The organism is Planococcus sp. CP5-4_YE, from assembly GCF_019042655.1.
In the GTDB taxonomy this organism is placed as follows: Bacteria; Bacillota; Bacilli; order Bacillales_A; family Planococcaceae; genus Planococcus.
Genome location: NZ_JAHPZO010000008.1, coordinates 52455 through 68313, shown reverse-complemented (window position 1 = coordinate 68313; position 15859 = coordinate 52455). Strand labels below are relative to the sequence as shown.

Genomic DNA, 15859 nt, shown 5'->3' with positions numbered 1-15859 from the left:
AAGGAGGATGCATCATGAAAGTGCTGCTGCCTTTTCAAGCAATGAACCAATACGGTGAACATGTGCCTGCCGCCTACCGTGCTTCTGCATGCGGGCCGGTCACAGCTGCTTCTATCCTTCGCTACCACGAAGGCGTGGCGCCGGGTATCGGTCCGCTTTACAACTTGCTCGGAGCGACACCGATCGGCTTGAGCGCATTTTGCTTGATCCGGCGACTGAAAAAGCTGACCGGGCCACGGTATGACATCAAGCGGATTCGCTCGACCGAACAGATCAAACAGCAGCTCGATGCCGGCTATCCGCTCGCCGTGAAATTCGATCGTTATTTTTCGTTGCGCTGGTACCAAAAAACCACCTTCGCTTATCACTGGGCCCCGCTCATCGGCTATGAAGAGACCTTGGATGATTTACTGCTTTACATTCACGATAACGGACAAAAAAACCGCCCGAGCAAGCTGCGGGCGGTTTCGTTCCGGGAAAACCAGGGCATATTGAGTTTCGTCCAGATTTCTCCGATAGCAAAGTCAGATGAATGATTTTTCCAAAAGTCTTGCAAGCAGGCGGAATTCCCGCTCATCGCATATCCTTACCAAATCAGAAGAATATTCCGGCACCGCAATTTCTTCGAGTGCCACATCGAGCTGGAGGTCATCTTTGATGACCGCCAGCTTTTTCGATAGCGCGAGCATGTCCTGATGCTCTTCGATTTTCTTCTTCTGTGCTGGCTTCAGTTCCTCAATATGTTCCAGGACGCCCTCGACCGAACCGTAACGCTGGATCAACTGAAGTGCCGTCTTCGGGCCAATGCCCTTGACGCCTGGATAGCCATCGCTCGGGTCGCCCATGAACGCTTTCATATCAGCGAACTGTTCCGGCAAGATGCCATATTCTTCCCCGAATCGCGTTTCGGTGTAAAGATCATAGATGTGGAAGCCTTTTTTCATAAAGGCGATCTTGACAGACGGGTTCAGTAGCTGAAGCATGTCTTTATCTCCGGTGATGATTGTATAGTCCGCCTCGTCCGGCCATTTTTTCGTAAACGAGCCAATAAAATCATCCGCCTCGATGCCCTTTTCACCGTAATTTTTCCATCCGAGAAGCTCGGACACTTCACGCGCCTGGTCGAATTGATGCACCATATCCTCAGGGGGCGCAGGCCGGTTAGCTTTATAACCGTCGAACATCTCGGTGCGGAACGTATGAGCGCCCATGTCCCAGCATACAGCGATATGGGTCGGCTTCATCAATGATTTCGCGGTGAGTACGTGGCGCGCGAATCCTTGTACACCGTTTGTGGCAAGGCCACTTTCTGTGCGGAAAAACTGCCCGACACCTGCTGTCGCAAAATACGAACGGAACAAGACCGCCATTCCATCTACAAGCATAATATGTGGTTTCTCCAAAAAATACTCCTCCATTCAAGACGATTTCTATTATCCATTATACGCAACTTTCCATAGAAAAAGGGTGCCGGACTTTCCGGCACCCTTTCCATTTGTTCTATCGTTTGCGCTTGATTGCTTTGTATTCAAGAGTCAAGGCTTTGTAGAACGAAGCCATCATCAATAGCATGATGAACGAGAACGGGAAGGCAGCGATGATCAATGCCGTCTGCAAGGACCCAAGCCCGCCTGCGAAGAGCAAGATGACCGCGATGGTCGACTGCGCAATTCCCCATGTCAACTTCACAGCGTTCGCTGGATCGAGCGATCCGTTGGAAGTCTGCATGCCGAGCACGAAAGTCGCTGAGTCGGCAGAAGTAATGAAGAAAGTCGAAATGAGCAACACTGCGACGATCGACAACAACATGCCCAGTGGCAATTCATTGAATACGGCGAACAATGTTTCTTCCGTCAACAATCCTGTCAAATCAACGCCGCTGCTTTGCACATCGATAGCCGTTGTACCAAATGCAGCGAACCAGATGAAGCTGATGAACGTCGGAATGAGCAAGACGCCAAACAGGAATTCACGAATAGTCCGACCTTTGGAAACGCGGGCAATGAAAATCCCGACAAATGGTGACCAAGAAATCCACCAAGCCCAATAGAAGATCGTCCAGCCGTCAATCCATGAACGGTTTTCACCATCGATTGGTGCTGCACGGAAACTCATATTGATCAAGTTCTGGAAGTAGTTCCCGAGTGAATCGGTAAACATATTGAAAATCAGCAAGGTCGGCCCAAGAACGATGACCAACACCAGCAATGTAATGGCGAGCACCATATTGGTATTCGACAAGTACTTGATCCCTTTACTAATGCCTGACCAAGAGGAAATCATAAACAGCACAGTGACCACTGCGATGATGACGATTTGTGTCATGAGGCTATCGCCTGGGATACCATCGAATAAATATGCGAGTCCTCCATTAATCTGGATAGCACCAAAGCCGAGCGTCGTTGCGACACCGACCGCCGTTGCGAATACGGCGATTACATCGACAAGAACACCCCATGGCCCTTTCATGCGGTCGCCGAATAATGGGCGCAGCGTCGAGGAAATGAGCCCCGGCTCGCCTTTACGGAACTGAAAGTATGCCAGCGATAACGCAACTACTGCATAGATTGCCCATGCATGGATGCCCCAGTGGAAAAATGTAAAACGCATGGATTCCCGGAACGCTTCCTGAGATCCCGGTTCAGCTGTCGCCGGGTTAATCGCGAAATGCGATAGCGGCTCTGCCGCACCCCAGAATACGAGCCCGATACCCATGCCTGCTGAAAACAGCATCGCAATCCAAGTTGCAAATGAATATTCCGGCTTGTCTGTGTCTTTCCCTAATCTGATTTGTCCCATTGGACTAACAAGGAAGTACAAGCAAAAGATAACCATTACTGAAACGATCAATAAATAATACCAACCGAACGAAGTAGTCAGGAATGATTCCATATTGCCGGTAACTTCCGCAAAATGTTCCGGAGCAAGTGCGCCGTAGCCAACTGCCAAAGCAATTAGGACGATTGAGATCCAAAACACATTTGTTACTTTCTTCATATAGTCTCCTCCTTTTAATTTCTTCACAAGATATAACGCTACGGAACATTGCCTCGCTTGTCAACTGTCTGAATTATGTATCAACTAAAGCGCTTAGGTTCAATATCAAATACCCATCACCTTGTGGAATGAAACAATGGAAATTAAGCCCAATTACCTACGAGAATGGACTAGAACGACTTGGATGACTGTAGGCTTTACTTCTTTTAATTTATTCTTTTCATTATAAAGAAGTGAAGCTCACTCAAGCTACTCCTGCGCTTTGACGGCAGGGAATTTAGTGGTGCTCAAGTATCGTTTGTTTAGAAAAGCTATTGATGTGGGTAAGGAAAGTAAGATGTCTTTATTTCAGGACATTTTCATCATCACTTAAAACAGAACTGGAGCTGAATAGATATGACACAGAAAAATACCGCAATCATTACAGGGGCAAGCAGTGGTATCGGTCAAGCTACTGCAAAGGAACTGGCAGCAAAAGGCTACCACGTCATGCTCGCTGCACGACGCGAAGAGCGTCTGGTGGACCTGAAAAAGGAAATCGAAGCTGAAGGCGGAAGTGCGGATTATAAAGTAACCGACGTCACCTCAGCTGACGAAATGAAATCACTGGCACAAGCGGCATTAGAAAAAACCGGAAAAATTGACATCCTTGTCAATAACGCCGGGCTTATGCCATTGTCCTATATGAATAAGTTGAAACTCGATGAATGGGACCAGATGGTCGACGTTAACATTAAAGGCGTCCTTTACGGCATCGCGGCTGTGCTTCCGATCATGGAAGAGCAGAAATCCGGCCACATCTTGAATGTTTCCTCTGTGGCAGGCCATCAAGTCATGAAAGGCAGCGCCGTATACAGCGGCACGAAATACGCCGTACGCGCCATTTCAGACGGGCTGCGCCAAGAAATTGACCCATCGCATGAAATCCGCGTGACTATCGTATCGCCGGGTGCAGTCGCAACCGAATTGACGAATACCATTACCGACGATGATGTACTAGACAGCTTCAAGAGCATGTCCGAGTCAATGGAACCGTTGCAGGCGGAAGATATCGCGAATGCTATCGGCTATGCGGTGGAACAACCATCACACGTCGACGTTAACGAAATCTTGATACGCCCAAGACAACAGCCTTAAGAAAAAGAATGGAGACGATTTAAATGAAAACCGATTTTTCCAAGATTTTTATAAACGGCGAATGGACTTCAGGATCCAGCGAGAGCCAAATGAAAAACACCAATCCGTTCACCGGCGAAGAACTGGTTACGACACAAGCAGCCGATAAGAACGATTTGGACGCCGCTTACAAAGCGGCAGAAACCGCCCAACTTGAGTGGGCGAAGGAATTGCCGCAAGCGAAACAAGCAGTCATGGAAAAAGCCATTGAAGTGATGAAGGAAAACAAAGAATTGATCATCGAATGGCTTATCAAAGAAGCCGGCAGCACGAAGATCAAAGCGACCGTCGAATTCGGAGCAGCGATGAATATCCTAAAAGAAGCAGCAACTTTCCCATTCCGTATGGAAGGAAAAATCATGCCTTCCCAGCAACCGGGCAAAGAAAACCGCGTCTACCGCAACCCGCTTGGTGTCATCGGCATCATCAGCCCGTGGAACTTCCCGTTCCACTTAGCGATCCGCTCTATCGCGCCGGCACTTGCCACTGGCAATGCCGTCGTCATCAAACCGGCAACCGATACGCCTGTCACTGGCGGGCTATTGTTCGCGAGCCTGTTCGAAGCAGCTGGCTTGCCTAAAGGCTTGCTCAACGTTGTTGTTGGACGCGGGTCTGAAATTGGCGATGATATCGTCACGCACCCAACGCCACGTTTGATTTCGTTCACAGGCTCGACGCCTGTCGGCAAACACATCGGCGAACTTGCTGGTGGCGCGTTGAAGAAAACCGCTTTGGAACTTGGGGGCAATAACAATTTCATCGTTCTTGAAGATGCTGATGTTGACCAGGCAGTCGAGTCTGCCCTGTTCGGGAAGTTCTATCACCAAGGCCAGATTTGCATGTCGATTAACCGCATTTTCGTCCATAAGGACATTTACGACAAATTTGCTGAACAGTTCATTGAACGTGCCGGCAACTTGAAATACGGCAACCCTGCAGAAGCAGATACACAAGTCGGGCCGCTTATTAACCGCGAACAAGTCGACCGCATCCTAAAAGACATCGATGCGACTGTCGAACAAGGCGCGAAGATCCGCCTTGGCGGCAAAGCAGACGGCAATGTCCTCCAGCCGACAGTCTTAACCGGCGTCACGAATGACATGCCGCTTGCGGAAAACGAAATCTTCGGTCCTGTCGCGATCCTCATCCCGTTTGAAAGCGACGAGGAAGTGGTCGAACAGGCCAATAAATACCCGTTCGGTTTGAGCGGCGCTGTGCATTCAGCGAATCTCGAACACGGCACGAACATCGCCCAGCAAATCGAGACAGGCATGATCCACGTCAACGACCAATCGGTCAACGACGAAGCGCATATGCCATTCGGCGGCGAAAAAGACTCCGGCCTCGGCCGCTTTAACGGCGAATGGGTGCTAGAGGAATTCACTACCTTGAAATGGCTGTCCGTGCAACATCAGCGCAGACAGTATGGTGCATTTGTGGATAATACGAAGAAATAAAACGCGAAACCGGCAGCTCCTTGAAAGGGGCTGCCGGTTTTTTATATTAAGTTACTGGATTTCGAACTGAGTACAGGCGGGAGAATAACGGCACTTATTGAAAAATCAAACCCCATAACGAAGAATGGCCGACATGGGCACTATGAGACACCGAACTCATGCCAACCAATCAGTTACCTGAACTAAAACTCTAACTTGAAGACGTCACTACCACCTAAAGAATATAGAGTTTTTATGCGCAGTTTTTTATCGGAGCTACATTGAATTTTGCTTTCACTACCAATTAAAGATTCTTATCTCATTCTTGATAAAAGACTTCTTTCTATCTCTTTCAACTTTTGATAAGTATGGTCATTTTCTTGAGAATATCCATTTTTTTTAAGCTCATTTTTAATAACCTGTTCAATATCATTATCAGTGACGGTATTTAATGTTTTCACCTCAATCTCTTTTACCCTAGAGTTTTCATTGCGACCAATTGATATTTTTTTCACATTCCTTCTAGTAGACTGAGTAGACTGGGAGTGTCTCATTATAATCACCTCACGTATATTAATTACAATGCAATTATAATACTAAAACTGTTTATTTACTATTTAAATGTCTAATCAGTTCCAGGATATTTTTCATACCATTTTAAATCAACAAATGTTTCTATTATTTTTAAACAGGTCTGCAAAAAATCGATGTCAGTTTGAGTAAATTTAACAGAATCAGCTGTAATACTAATAACATAGTATGATTCATTGTTTATCCCAAAAGGTGTATGTACAATTGCTACTGAATTTTTCCAAATACTCGACTTAGTTGTCTGTATAGCCGCTAAACTTACTTGCTTCATTTCTTCTGATAAATCTCTTGAAATTCTTTCTTTTGAACTTTCTACCTCATCAAGAAAGACAGCTTCTATATGATAAAGCAACTTTATATTTGATTCACTTTCTTCAAATACATACGATAGGTTCTTTAAAAAGTCATTGTACAAATTATCAACTTCAATTATTCCACCATCTTTAATATTCGGTATTATATAATTGAAAACATATGCATCTTCAATTATTATATTTATCATATTTTCCCTTAACCGCTCCATTGAGCTATTCAAACCATCTTCTTTTCTAATTTTCTCAACTTTTTCAAGAGTATCTTTTAATTCTGCTGTAAATCCAAATCCTGAAAAACTTTTTAGTCCACTAAAGCTAATTAATGTAGTGCCAAGAACCCATATGATTACTAAACACAAAATTAATAAAATATACTTGCCGAGTATTGTTGCCAACTCAACTTCAAGAAAAGAAAATAATATACCTTTATCCTGATCAAATTGTAACGAATTTAGTGATGAAAAATTTAAAGCGATTATTAATAATGCAGCACCCACTAACAAAATAGGTAAATAGAATCGAATAGAACTTACTTTCATTAATACCTCTTTATCTAACGCTTCATTTACTTTATTCGGAAAAAAAGTTTGAACCAAAGACAGTATTAAACTAGTTATTATAATGCCCAATGTCATACCTATCAGTACTAAAACCATAAGCCACCTCTTTGTTTTTATCACTAACAGGAGCTTCCTGTGCATATTTATTATAACTGATTTTTCATTATATTTCGCCGATTGTAAAATTAAGCTAGACAAGTAAAAAAGCCATTCGTGGTACACTCTCCATGTATTTTCCGACCAAAGAAAAACAGAGGAGTGACCACGAATGACCTACACCCATCTTACCACGGATGAACTAGTGATGATAGAAGCCTACTTCCACCAAGAGACACCTGTGGCGATCATCGCTGCACGCCTGAAGCGTTCCAGACAGCCGATTTACAATGTCATCCATTTCTTGAAATTGGGACATACGGCGCTCGATTATTACACTCGATATCAACAGAACAAGAAGCGCTGCGGACGGCGAAAGATTGTCTTGCCGCAGAAACAACTCGCTTATATTCAAGACAAAGTGGCTCAAGGTTGGACGCCGGATGTCATTGTGGGCCGTGCGGAAACCGTGATCGATTGTTCGGTGCGCACCCTCTATCGCCTGTTCAAAAACCACGTCTTCGATGTCGCCACACTCCCGATGAAAGGGAAGCGAAAACCCAATGGCCACCAGGAACGCCGCGGAAAGCAGGCGTTCAAACGGCATATCTCGGAAAGAGAAGTCGATTATCCTTCTTTCCAACAAGAGTTCGGGCATATCGAAGGCGATACCATTGTGGGTGCTCGCCACAAAAGTGCGGTGATCACGCTGGTCGAACGGTTGACGAAAGTCATTATCGCCTTGAAGCCTTCGGGGCGCAAAGCGCGTGATATTGAAATCGCTTTAGACCAATGGTTTCAAGGCATTCCGAGACACCTGTTTAAGTCCATCACGTTTGATTGCGGGAAGGAATTCTCCAACTGGAAGCCGCTGTGCAACCAACACGACGTCTCCATTTACTTTGCGGATCCCGGCACCCCTTCCCAGCGTGCCTTGAATGAACATTCCAACGGGCTCCTTCGAAAAGACGGTCTGCCTAAGGAAATGGACTTTAACCGAGTGGATCAACCGTTCATCTCCACGGTGGCTGACAAACGGAATCACATCCCACGCAAGTCACTGGATTACCGCACACCCTTGGAAGTATTTTTGAGTCACCTGAATGGCATCGATCTGTCTAGCTTAAATTGACAAACGGAATCTTTAAAAATTTTCTGTTGATGTTTCAATCGATGGCTCTCATTGTTCATATGGATGACTTCTACTCGGTGTAATAGACGATCCAAAATTGCCGTCATCATTCCCTCATTTCCTACAATCTCCGTCCACTCCTCAGGACTTCGGTTAGATGTCAAAATCAATGAACACTGCTCATAAAGTTGATGAATCAGTTGGAAGAAAAGGGTAGCTTCTCGCTGATCCATAGCCATGTACATGATGTCATCAATAATGACAAGATTGGAAGCGCGCAAGCGCTTCAATTGGATTTTCGATTTATTTACATACTCTTCGGTCTTGAGTAACTGAATTAATTCTCCCATCGTGATGAAATATACTTGAAACCCTCTGTTGATGGCTTCGATACCAAGTCCTACCGATAGTAGTGTCTTTCCTGCACCTGGCGGTCCAAGCAGGATGAGATTCTAGTTTTGTTCAAGCCACTCATATTCAAGCAACTGTTTTAATTGCCGTTCGGTGATAGCTTCCTGTTCTTCAATCCGAAAGAGATCGAGTGGCCGATGATACGGGAACCTTGCCCAGTTCAGTCGTTTCTCAATGCTTTTCTTTTCTCGCTTTTCAAGTTCGGAAGCTGTCAATTGTTCTAGAAACTCTAAGTAGGTCCATGATTTCTGTTCCGCCTTCCGGAGAAGGTCCGGAAGGGCCGTGGCCGTCTCAGCCAACCTCAATTGGCGAAAGGACTGCTGAATATCTGTAACACTCTTACTCAATACGTTTCCCTCCCATCAATTGGAGGTATTCATCCATGTCCCGGGTCTGTATGGCTATATCGACCTTGAGTTTCCTGTTCTCCTCAAGTTTCATTGGCTGGTCTGACTTCGTCCGACGAAGAAAGTCGACGACATCTCGAAAGGCATTTGCGCTAAAAAGATTTTCATTTATACACTTTTCAAGCGCCAAATGAGCCCATTCGGCATTCTCTTGCGTCACTTTCTTGATCAGCGCAAACTGGTCTCGCCGATACCGCCCATAGTCTGCACTGATCTTTTCTATGTAGTCTTTCGCCTTGTCATGGGCAAGGAGTGTGATCAATTCCTGTTTCATCCCTTCGAGCGACGTGGAACGCTCACGGGAATGGTTTCTATTTTTAATCAGACGACCTTTCTCTAGGGAAATGGTGTGATCAGCGATCACCTCACCTGTAGACGGATCGCAGATTTTGAGTAAGTTATCCGCCATGTGTAAACGGACATTTGCTAGTTTCGTATAGGTGCCGAGTGGTACAGAATACCGATTAGAACGGAAATGCACCGTATTGTCCTTACGGACATTCCTTGTTATACTTTCTGTATAGTTGCTTTCGAAAGAAAGTGGGTCAGAGATCTTGCGTAAGTGTTGCTTTTCCAGGAGGAACACTTCGTAAGGTCTCTTTTTTGTCGTGTTATGAACCTTGTAATTTCCGGTTCGCTCCAGCCAGTTCAGGCTGCGGTCGTTCCAATCCTCCAGCGTCGAATACACGCGATTTTTTGCGAAGTTGTTCTTGACGTATTTTACAACATTCTCGATTTTTCCTTTGGATTCCGGATCTGCCTTCCTACACAAATACACGCGGAACTTTCTTTGTTGGATATATTGTTGGAACGCTGCAGTTAAGATCAGGTCTCCTGCATTTTCACTGACAGCGATGAGATTGTCTTGGTCATAGACGATTTCTTCTGCTATACCGCCATAGTACTTAAACGCCAGCTCATGGCAACGTATCGTATCCGCTGTGGTAAATGGTCGATTGAACCACCAAGTATATTTCTGACGAGAATGTGCTAGCACAAAGGCGATAAAGTAAAGGCGGACTTCTTTTCCGTGTGTATCCTTTTGAATCGTCTGTCCCCAATCTACCTGCAGTTGTTTTCCTGGCGGCAGTTCATCGACTGACTCGTATTCACGTGGCTCTTCTTTCTTTTCAATCTGATACAGCTCTCTTACCTCATTGACATAACGGCGCACTGTACTCTCTCCAACATTGATATCGGGAAACTTTTCTTGCAGCCAATCATATACTTGAGCTCCGCTTAGGGAAGGGAATTCCTTCAACCAATTCACGATCCAATCCCGGTAGGGATCCAACTTCTTCTTTCGGTCACCTGGTTCAAATTCTTCTACTGCCTCTTCAAACGTCATCTCCAGATATTTGTACACCGTGGTGCGTGAAATCTTTAATCTTTTGGCGATCTGTGCCACCCTCAATCTTTGCTTTTTCAATTGATGAACTTCTAGATATACCATTAACTTTTCCTCCATGATGTTCCTCCTACAAGCTGATAAAATCAGTTTACAGGAAAGAATTGATTGGGCGAAAAGTGTTCAATCGAAATGAGCAAAAACTGTTCACTTTATTCTAGCGGTTACAGCTGGCTTTTATCTATTTCTTTTGTTCGGTAAAAAACGAATAGCGGCTAAGTGGATATAGCGTTTTATGAGAACCATGTGTGTCGACTATTCATTGGCCGATATTATCGTCGGAGCCAGCTTTACCCGACCGGATCTTCTTTAAGTGAATTTCTCTGAAAATACGCATCAGTGGGCGGACAAGCAGTTCGATGCTTCCGAAAAGGAAAAACCAAATCGCTATCGTTTCGGTTTCCTTCCAAAAGAATAGAACACTGCCAAGGATGAACCAGACCGCAATCAGCACATCGTTTATATTATAGTAGAACTTATAGCGGTTGCGAATAATGAGTTCATGATTTTTTGAACTGAATTCGATTTCTGAACGATCATTTTCGTCTTGTTGTGGCATTGGTGGATGCACCTCCTACAGAAGCATGGGTCACATCTATCTTGACTCTCTTCATTTTTTAAGACTTTATAGGTTTTATACCCAAAAGTGCAGAAGCTTAAAAGAACTTCACTTCTTCTTTTGCCCAGAGCTGCCTGATACATTTTAAGGATGTGATTGATGGTGCTTCAAGAGCTTGAAAAGTGGACGACATTGTTTGTTCGGAGATCGACCAATATAATATCCTTAGGAAACGGCTTTCTTGGATGCAATTGTAGTAAGACAGCCAAAAACAGGAGGCGGACAGTGATGACGGGACGCAATGAACCGTGCCCGTGCGGCAGCGGGAAGAAGTATAAGAAATGCTGTGGCCAGGGGCAGGGAGCTGGACAAGCTAAGACGATTGAAGCTGAACTTTTGAATGTCGTTGAAAAATTCGAGTTGATGGGGCTCCGGCCCGAAACCATCAGCGGAATCGAGGAGACGGCAAATCGGTGGCTTGATGAGCTGGGTGCGATATTTCCGGAGTCTTTTATCGAGGAAGCGGCGCACAGTGTCTATGCATTTGTGGGTCATCCAGAAGACTGGCAGGCTTTTCTCGGCGAACAGCTCAAGCGTCATCCGCGTGCGGAAGTGGCTGAAGCACTACGCGCGTGGAAGCGGCCCATGCTGATGCTGGCTAAAGTGCAGCCGGCGGCAGATGGGCGGTTGTTCGTGAAGGATGAAGTCAGCGGCCGCGTGTATGAGGTGTTTCAAGAAGAGCCGGCGCATACCGGCCTGTGGGTGCTTGGTATTGCTCTCCCTTGTCCGTCAGCGACTGGGGATGCAGTACTGTTCATGAACGGGACGCTGTATATGAAAGAAGAAACTCCGCCATCATTAATCGATGCCTTGACACAACAGCTGCCAGCTGGGGATTTGTTGGGACTGTTGAAACTGCTGACGGGCTTGAGCCAGGACGAACTGCCGGAATTGCCGCCATTTGAACAGCAAGTGCTGGAGCAGGTCATCGGCTTTTTAGGGCCATCCGCAGAGGATTCCGCACTGCCATCGCTCACCGTAGAGTTGCTGGAAAGAGTGAAGATCAATGCGAGAAAGCCAGAAGCAGTGGCAGCTGGCGTGATCCAGGCAGGGGCGGATATCGGCATCGCCAAGAATATACCGAAGCAGAAGCAATTGGCGGAAACGTTCGGGGTTTCGGTGATGACAATGCTGAAATACCGTGATCTCACGCTTGATTTTTTGGTCCGCATGCTGGAAGAAACAGAAGGGCCAGCGAGCAAATCCAATAAAAGCGGCCTGAAAATGGACAATTCCGAAGACAGTGGAACAGACGAAATTTTGCAGTTCAAAGTCAAGTTGTTGCGGACCAGCCCGCCGGTGTGGCGTCGGCTTCAAGTGGACAGCCGGATGAGCTTTGCGGAGTTTCACGAAGTGCTGCAAGCCACGTTCGAGTGGGACAATGATCATTTGCATGAGTTCCGGATGAACCGCAGTGGCGGCAAAAACATTGAAGATGCGTTGATTGGCATGGATGATGAACAATTGGATTTTGCGCCGATCCTGCCTTCCTTTGTCGAGACCTTGGATGAGCGGGCGGAATTTCTGGAAGACTGGTTTGTGGATCTCAAGGACCGGGCCGTGTATACGTACGATTTTGGAGCGGACTGGGAACATGAAATCATTTTGGAAAAGCAGCTTGCCGCTGAACCGGGCGCCAAATACCCGCGCTGTGTCAAAGCACAAGGCGAAGCGCCGGGGGAATATGGATTTGAGCTGGAGGATCCGGAGTGGCAAGCTTCTCCGGATGACATAAAAGAAGTCGTTAACGATTTGTTGGAACCGGTGCAGGTTGAGTGGGTTGCGCAAGAACGTCACGCTGTAGCTGCTGAAGGAAATGACTGGCAACGATTGATACAGGAAATGGCAGAGCTCCGAAAACTGGATCCGTGGAACTGGCTGCATGATGACCAGGTATTTGTCTTGGAGAGTCCGACGAGTAAGGAAGTGTTGTTCGTCTCGGTGCTTGGTGCTGCCGGGGAGGAGTTCGGGCTTGCTGTCTATATCGGGGAAGAGGGCTATGAGAGTTTGCTGGCGACGATGAACGGCACGGTTCCGGCTGAAGAACTGATATTCAGCCAGCGCAGCCTGTTGGCTTCATTCTCCGACCGTGACGAGCTGGATGAGGAAGATCTTGAGATAGTGAAGGCGTCCGGCATGTCGTTCCGCGGCAAAAAACAATGGCCGTTGTTCCGCAGCATGGTCCCGGGCTATTATCCGTGGTCAATTGACGAAGAAGAAGTCCGTCTTTTGATCGACGTCATCGCACAAACGAAAATCGTGTTGGAGAAGGTAAGAGGCGGGATGGACATTCCGGTGTCGAGAGATTATCGCTCGTTCTACAAACTCCGGATGGACCAGGACGGCCAATGGCGAGATGAAAAATTCATTGTGGAACGCCCAATGGATTCGATCGCCGGGAGGGTGACCAAGCTGATGGTACCGGAGACGCAAGTCGCAAAGCTCAAAAAGAAAAAGACGGTAAATTTGGCCATCGAATATGGACAATTTTTCATCGATCGGCCCGTGCAGGCTAAGCCGGGTGAGCGTCCTTATTTCCCGCTTATCACGGCTGCGATAGAAGTGAAAAGTGGGCTCGTGCTGCACCAGCATATCGATGGGCAAAAAGAAAAAGCGCAGATGGTCCAACAGGGCTTGCTGAAGTTTATCGAAGCTTCAGGTGCGTTGCCGAAGACATTGCTTGTGTCGGAAGAGACAGCACGGCTGATCCGTCCGTTGACCGAACGCTTGGCAATTCAGGTGAACGTGAAAAAGCATCTGCCGGAATTGGAACAGCTTAAGCAGGTTATGGGGAAGATGTAATGTCCCTGTGCACCACACAATTTGCATATGTGAAAAGCTGATATCGCGGGGGTTGCGATGAAAGGGATTGGTTGTTTGCCCCTGTGCATGACACAATTCTAGAGGCTGCGGAAGTGGTTCTCCTATGTCTTAAGTGGTTCTCTTTTGTGGCCGAGGTGGTTCTCGACTGTGGCACAGATGGTTCTGACTTGTCTTAGGCTCTTGAAGAGGATTTGGTTGCTGCGGTATTCAAGCTTGCTGTAGGAAAACCGGGTCGTGAGCGGTACAATGAGTGTACGAGAAACAGAAACGGAGTGAGGATTTGAATAATAAGCTATGGATCGATTATGTCTCAGCCGCTGTCCAGTTATATGGCATTGCGCCATTTGGCCAAGTGGCGGAAATGATTTCTGCGCAAACGGATGAAGAAGTGAGCGAGTATGATATCGAGCAATGGATAGAAGATCCGTTTGGGGGCAGCATGGCAAAAGCGGCCTTGCAAAAGAAGTTCGTCTATCTATACCCGGGTAATTTTTTTGTTGGGGAATGGATCATGATATTCGATGAGTTTGATTCGCATTGGGCTCGCCAGCAAGGCAAGCCGTTCTATGTGCCGGACCAGGAAGAATTGTTGCTGTGGAGCGATCCCCATTATTTCCACAAGCCGGATCAATATTATGTGCTTGAGGAGTTTATCAAAACGGAATTTGACGGAATGAGTGAAGAGTACGCGCAAGGCATTACCGAAGATATCCAGATGATGGCGGAAGATGCATTTTCACCGGAGAAAGTCTTATCCGAATTTGAGCGGAGGGAGCTGAAGCTAACGGCAAAGCAAGTACAGTCTTTAATGCAGATGGTGACGGATCTTCATAACAACACGCGTCAGCAGATTAACCGCGGGCATACGCCGTATGAGTTGTTTCAGCTGGAGAAGAAGTCCTTGCAGCCGCTGCCGAATCAGGTGAGGCGCAACGATCCATGTGTGTGCGGCAGCGGGAAGAAGTACAAGAAGTGCTGCGGGAAATCGGGGTGAGTGTCCCTGTGCGCTAGACAATTCATTAGGCTGGAAATGCTGGTAGAGGGGGATTTGTCCTGTAACGTGTTCAGGTTTTGTCCCTGTGCATGACACAATTCAGAAGGCAGGGAAGCGAATGAGTAAAATAAAAGCAAATCGAAACTTTACGCCTTGTGTGCCGGTGGTCGACGATGAAACATTCGGCGGCTTTCCGTTCACTTGGAATATTACAAGCGCTCAGTCGTGGATCGAGCAGAACTTTGATCAAGTAGAGCAATCGGTTGTGCAGGTAGCACCTTTATCAACTGGGCTAGATTCCGATTCTTTAGATGAAGCGTGGATTCCACAGGCAGATTTGACGAAACCGCTGCTGGTCGTTCGTATGCGTCCGGAAGTTTTCAAGTTGATCGACGGCAACCACCGCGTGGCGAAAGCAAGGCGTCTCGGTATCACAGAGCTGCCGTCGTACTATTTAACCGAACAGCAGCATCGCCAATTTTTCACACGCCAACAGTCAGACACGATGTATGTAGATTATTGGAATGAAAAAGTGGAGCAAGTGGAACGAGGCTGGGGCAAGTGGGCTATCGTCGGAGAAATGAAAGTATGAGGAGTTTTAAGGAGTTTAGAGGATATATACCAATGGAGTAAGTAAAGTCTGCTAAAAAGCAGGCTTTTTTGAGTCGAATCGGAAAAGCTGAGAATAGCCGCAGGGAAGAAAGTCAGCTTATATTTGGACAAATAAAGCTATGAAATGACAAAATGAAGCGGTAAAATAGATTGTTTGATGAGTCTTAATGACTCGAGTGAATTAATGACCATATTCGCTTAAAAAAGGAAAAAATATCTATACAAGTAGACCATAAAAACTATATAATAATTAAAGTTAGAATAGAGTGACAAATTAATTCCG

General features: G+C 46.4%; 13 protein-coding genes and 1 pseudogene. 7 read left to right on the top strand and 7 right to left on the bottom strand.

Translation table 11 applies throughout. The annotated features are described in order from the left end of the window. Positions 1-14: 14 nt before the first annotated feature. Positions 15-536, top strand: a complete 522-nt coding sequence (locus KTG14_RS10900) for a cysteine peptidase family C39 domain-containing protein (RefSeq protein ID WP_216970978.1) — start codon at positions 15-17, stop codon at positions 534-536. On the opposite strand, the gene KTG14_RS10895 is transcribed toward KTG14_RS10900, so the two are convergent. Beyond that, positions 525-1403 (bottom strand): 5'-3' exonuclease, encoded by an 879-nt coding sequence (locus KTG14_RS10895; protein WP_254178113.1) that lies wholly within the window; start codon positions 1401-1403, stop codon positions 525-527. The two genes, KTG14_RS10900 and KTG14_RS10895, sit on opposite strands and share 12 nt — an antisense overlap. Before the next feature lie 97 nt (positions 1404-1500). Further along, a complete protein-coding gene (locus KTG14_RS10890) occupies positions 1501-2997 on the bottom strand; it encodes a glycine betaine uptake BCCT transporter (RefSeq protein WP_216970976.1) in 1497 nt (498 codons plus the stop codon). 396 nt (positions 2998-3393) lie between these two features. Here KTG14_RS10890 and KTG14_RS10885 point away from each other — a divergent pair, with 396 nt between their 5' ends. Beyond that, a complete protein-coding gene (locus tag KTG14_RS10885) occupies positions 3394-4134 on the top strand; it encodes an SDR family oxidoreductase (protein WP_216970975.1) in 741 nt (246 codons plus the stop codon). Positions 4135-4157: 23 nt separating this feature from the next. Then, positions 4158-5630 (top strand): aldehyde dehydrogenase family protein, encoded by a 1473-nt coding sequence (locus tag KTG14_RS10880; protein ID WP_216970974.1) that lies wholly within the window; start codon positions 4158-4160, stop codon positions 5628-5630. Positions 5631-5923: 293 nt separating this feature from the next. Here KTG14_RS10880 and KTG14_RS10875 read toward each other — a convergent pair whose 3' ends face one another. Both KTG14_RS10875 and KTG14_RS10870 read right to left on the bottom strand, forming a co-directional pair. Then, a complete protein-coding gene (locus KTG14_RS10875; RefSeq protein WP_216970973.1) occupies positions 5924-6163 on the bottom strand; it encodes a hypothetical protein in 240 nt (79 codons plus the stop codon). A 71-nt stretch (positions 6164-6234) separates the two neighbouring features. Beyond that, entirely contained in the window at positions 6235-7170 is a 936-nt protein-coding gene (locus tag KTG14_RS10870) for a hypothetical protein (protein ID WP_216970972.1), read from the bottom strand. 172 nt (positions 7171-7342) lie between these two features. Here KTG14_RS10870 and KTG14_RS10865 point away from each other — a divergent pair, with 172 nt between their 5' ends. Next, positions 7343-8302, top strand: coding sequence for an IS30 family transposase (locus KTG14_RS10865; protein ID WP_216970971.1), 960 nt, complete (start codon positions 7343-7345; stop codon positions 8300-8302). Here KTG14_RS10865 and istB read toward each other — a convergent pair. The 3 genes and pseudogenes from istB to KTG14_RS10850 form a co-directional block, all read right to left on the bottom strand. After that, positions 8266-9060 (bottom strand): annotated as a pseudogene (istB, locus tag KTG14_RS10860) (IS21-like element helper ATPase IstB). The gene KTG14_RS10865 and the pseudogene istB overlap by 37 nt on opposite strands. Beyond that, a complete protein-coding gene (gene istA / locus KTG14_RS10855) occupies positions 9053-10573 on the bottom strand; it encodes an IS21 family transposase (protein WP_308462045.1) in 1521 nt (506 codons plus the stop codon). Before istA ends, istB begins: the two are co-directional and overlap by 8 nt. Before the next feature lie 214 nt (positions 10574-10787). Then, positions 10788-11087 (bottom strand): YrhK family protein, encoded by a 300-nt coding sequence (locus KTG14_RS10850; RefSeq protein ID WP_216970970.1) that lies wholly within the window; start codon positions 11085-11087, stop codon positions 10788-10790. A gap of 288 nt (positions 11088-11375) precedes the next feature. Here KTG14_RS10850 and KTG14_RS10845 point away from each other — a divergent pair, with 288 nt between their 5' ends. The 3 genes from KTG14_RS10845 to KTG14_RS10835 all read left to right on the top strand — a co-directional run bounded on the left by KTG14_RS10845 (position 11376) and on the right by KTG14_RS10835 (position 15556). Then, positions 11376-13949, top strand: coding sequence for a plasmid pRiA4b ORF-3 family protein (locus KTG14_RS10845; RefSeq protein ID WP_216971028.1), 2574 nt, complete (start codon positions 11376-11378; stop codon positions 13947-13949). A gap of 301 nt (positions 13950-14250) precedes the next feature. After that, a complete protein-coding gene (locus tag KTG14_RS10840) occupies positions 14251-14964 on the top strand; it encodes an SEC-C metal-binding domain-containing protein (protein WP_216970969.1) in 714 nt (237 codons plus the stop codon). Positions 14965-15082: 118 nt separating this feature from the next. Continuing rightward, complete coding sequence (locus KTG14_RS10835) at positions 15083-15556, top strand: ParB N-terminal domain-containing protein (protein WP_216970968.1); 474 nt, start codon at positions 15083-15085, stop codon at positions 15554-15556. Positions 15557-15859: the final 303 nt, after the last annotated feature.

Bases quoted from the DNA above. Each gene is read 5' to 3' on its own strand.
- KTG14_RS10900 (WP_216970978.1), top strand. From the start codon at position 15: ATGAAAGTGCTGCTGCCTTTTCAAGCAATGAACCAATACGGTGAACAT.
- KTG14_RS10890 (WP_216970976.1), bottom strand. From the start codon at position 2,997: ATGAAGAAAGTAACAAATGTGTTTTGGATCTCAATCGTCCTAATTGCT.
- KTG14_RS10885 (WP_216970975.1), top strand. From the start codon at position 3,394: ATGACACAGAAAAATACCGCAATCATTACAGGGGCAAGCAGTGGTATC.
- KTG14_RS10880 (WP_216970974.1), top strand. From the start codon at position 4,158: ATGAAAACCGATTTTTCCAAGATTTTTATAAACGGCGAATGGACTTCA.
- KTG14_RS10875 (WP_216970973.1), bottom strand. From the start codon at position 6,163: ATGAGACACTCCCAGTCTACTCAGTCTACTAGAAGGAATGTGAAAAAA.
- KTG14_RS10870 (WP_216970972.1), bottom strand. From the start codon at position 7,170: ATGGTTTTAGTACTGATAGGTATGACATTGGGCATTATAATAACTAGT.
- KTG14_RS10865 (WP_216970971.1), top strand. From the start codon at position 7,343: ATGACCTACACCCATCTTACCACGGATGAACTAGTGATGATAGAAGCC.
- istA (WP_308462045.1), bottom strand. From the start codon at position 10,573: ATGGTATATCTAGAAGTTCATCAATTGAAAAAGCAAAGATTGAGGGTG.
- KTG14_RS10850 (WP_216970970.1), bottom strand. From the start codon at position 11,087: ATGCCACAACAAGACGAAAATGATCGTTCAGAAATCGAATTCAGTTCA.
- KTG14_RS10845 (WP_216971028.1), top strand. From the start codon at position 11,376: ATGACGGGACGCAATGAACCGTGCCCGTGCGGCAGCGGGAAGAAGTAT.
- KTG14_RS10835 (WP_216970968.1), top strand. From the start codon at position 15,083: ATGAGTAAAATAAAAGCAAATCGAAACTTTACGCCTTGTGTGCCGGTG.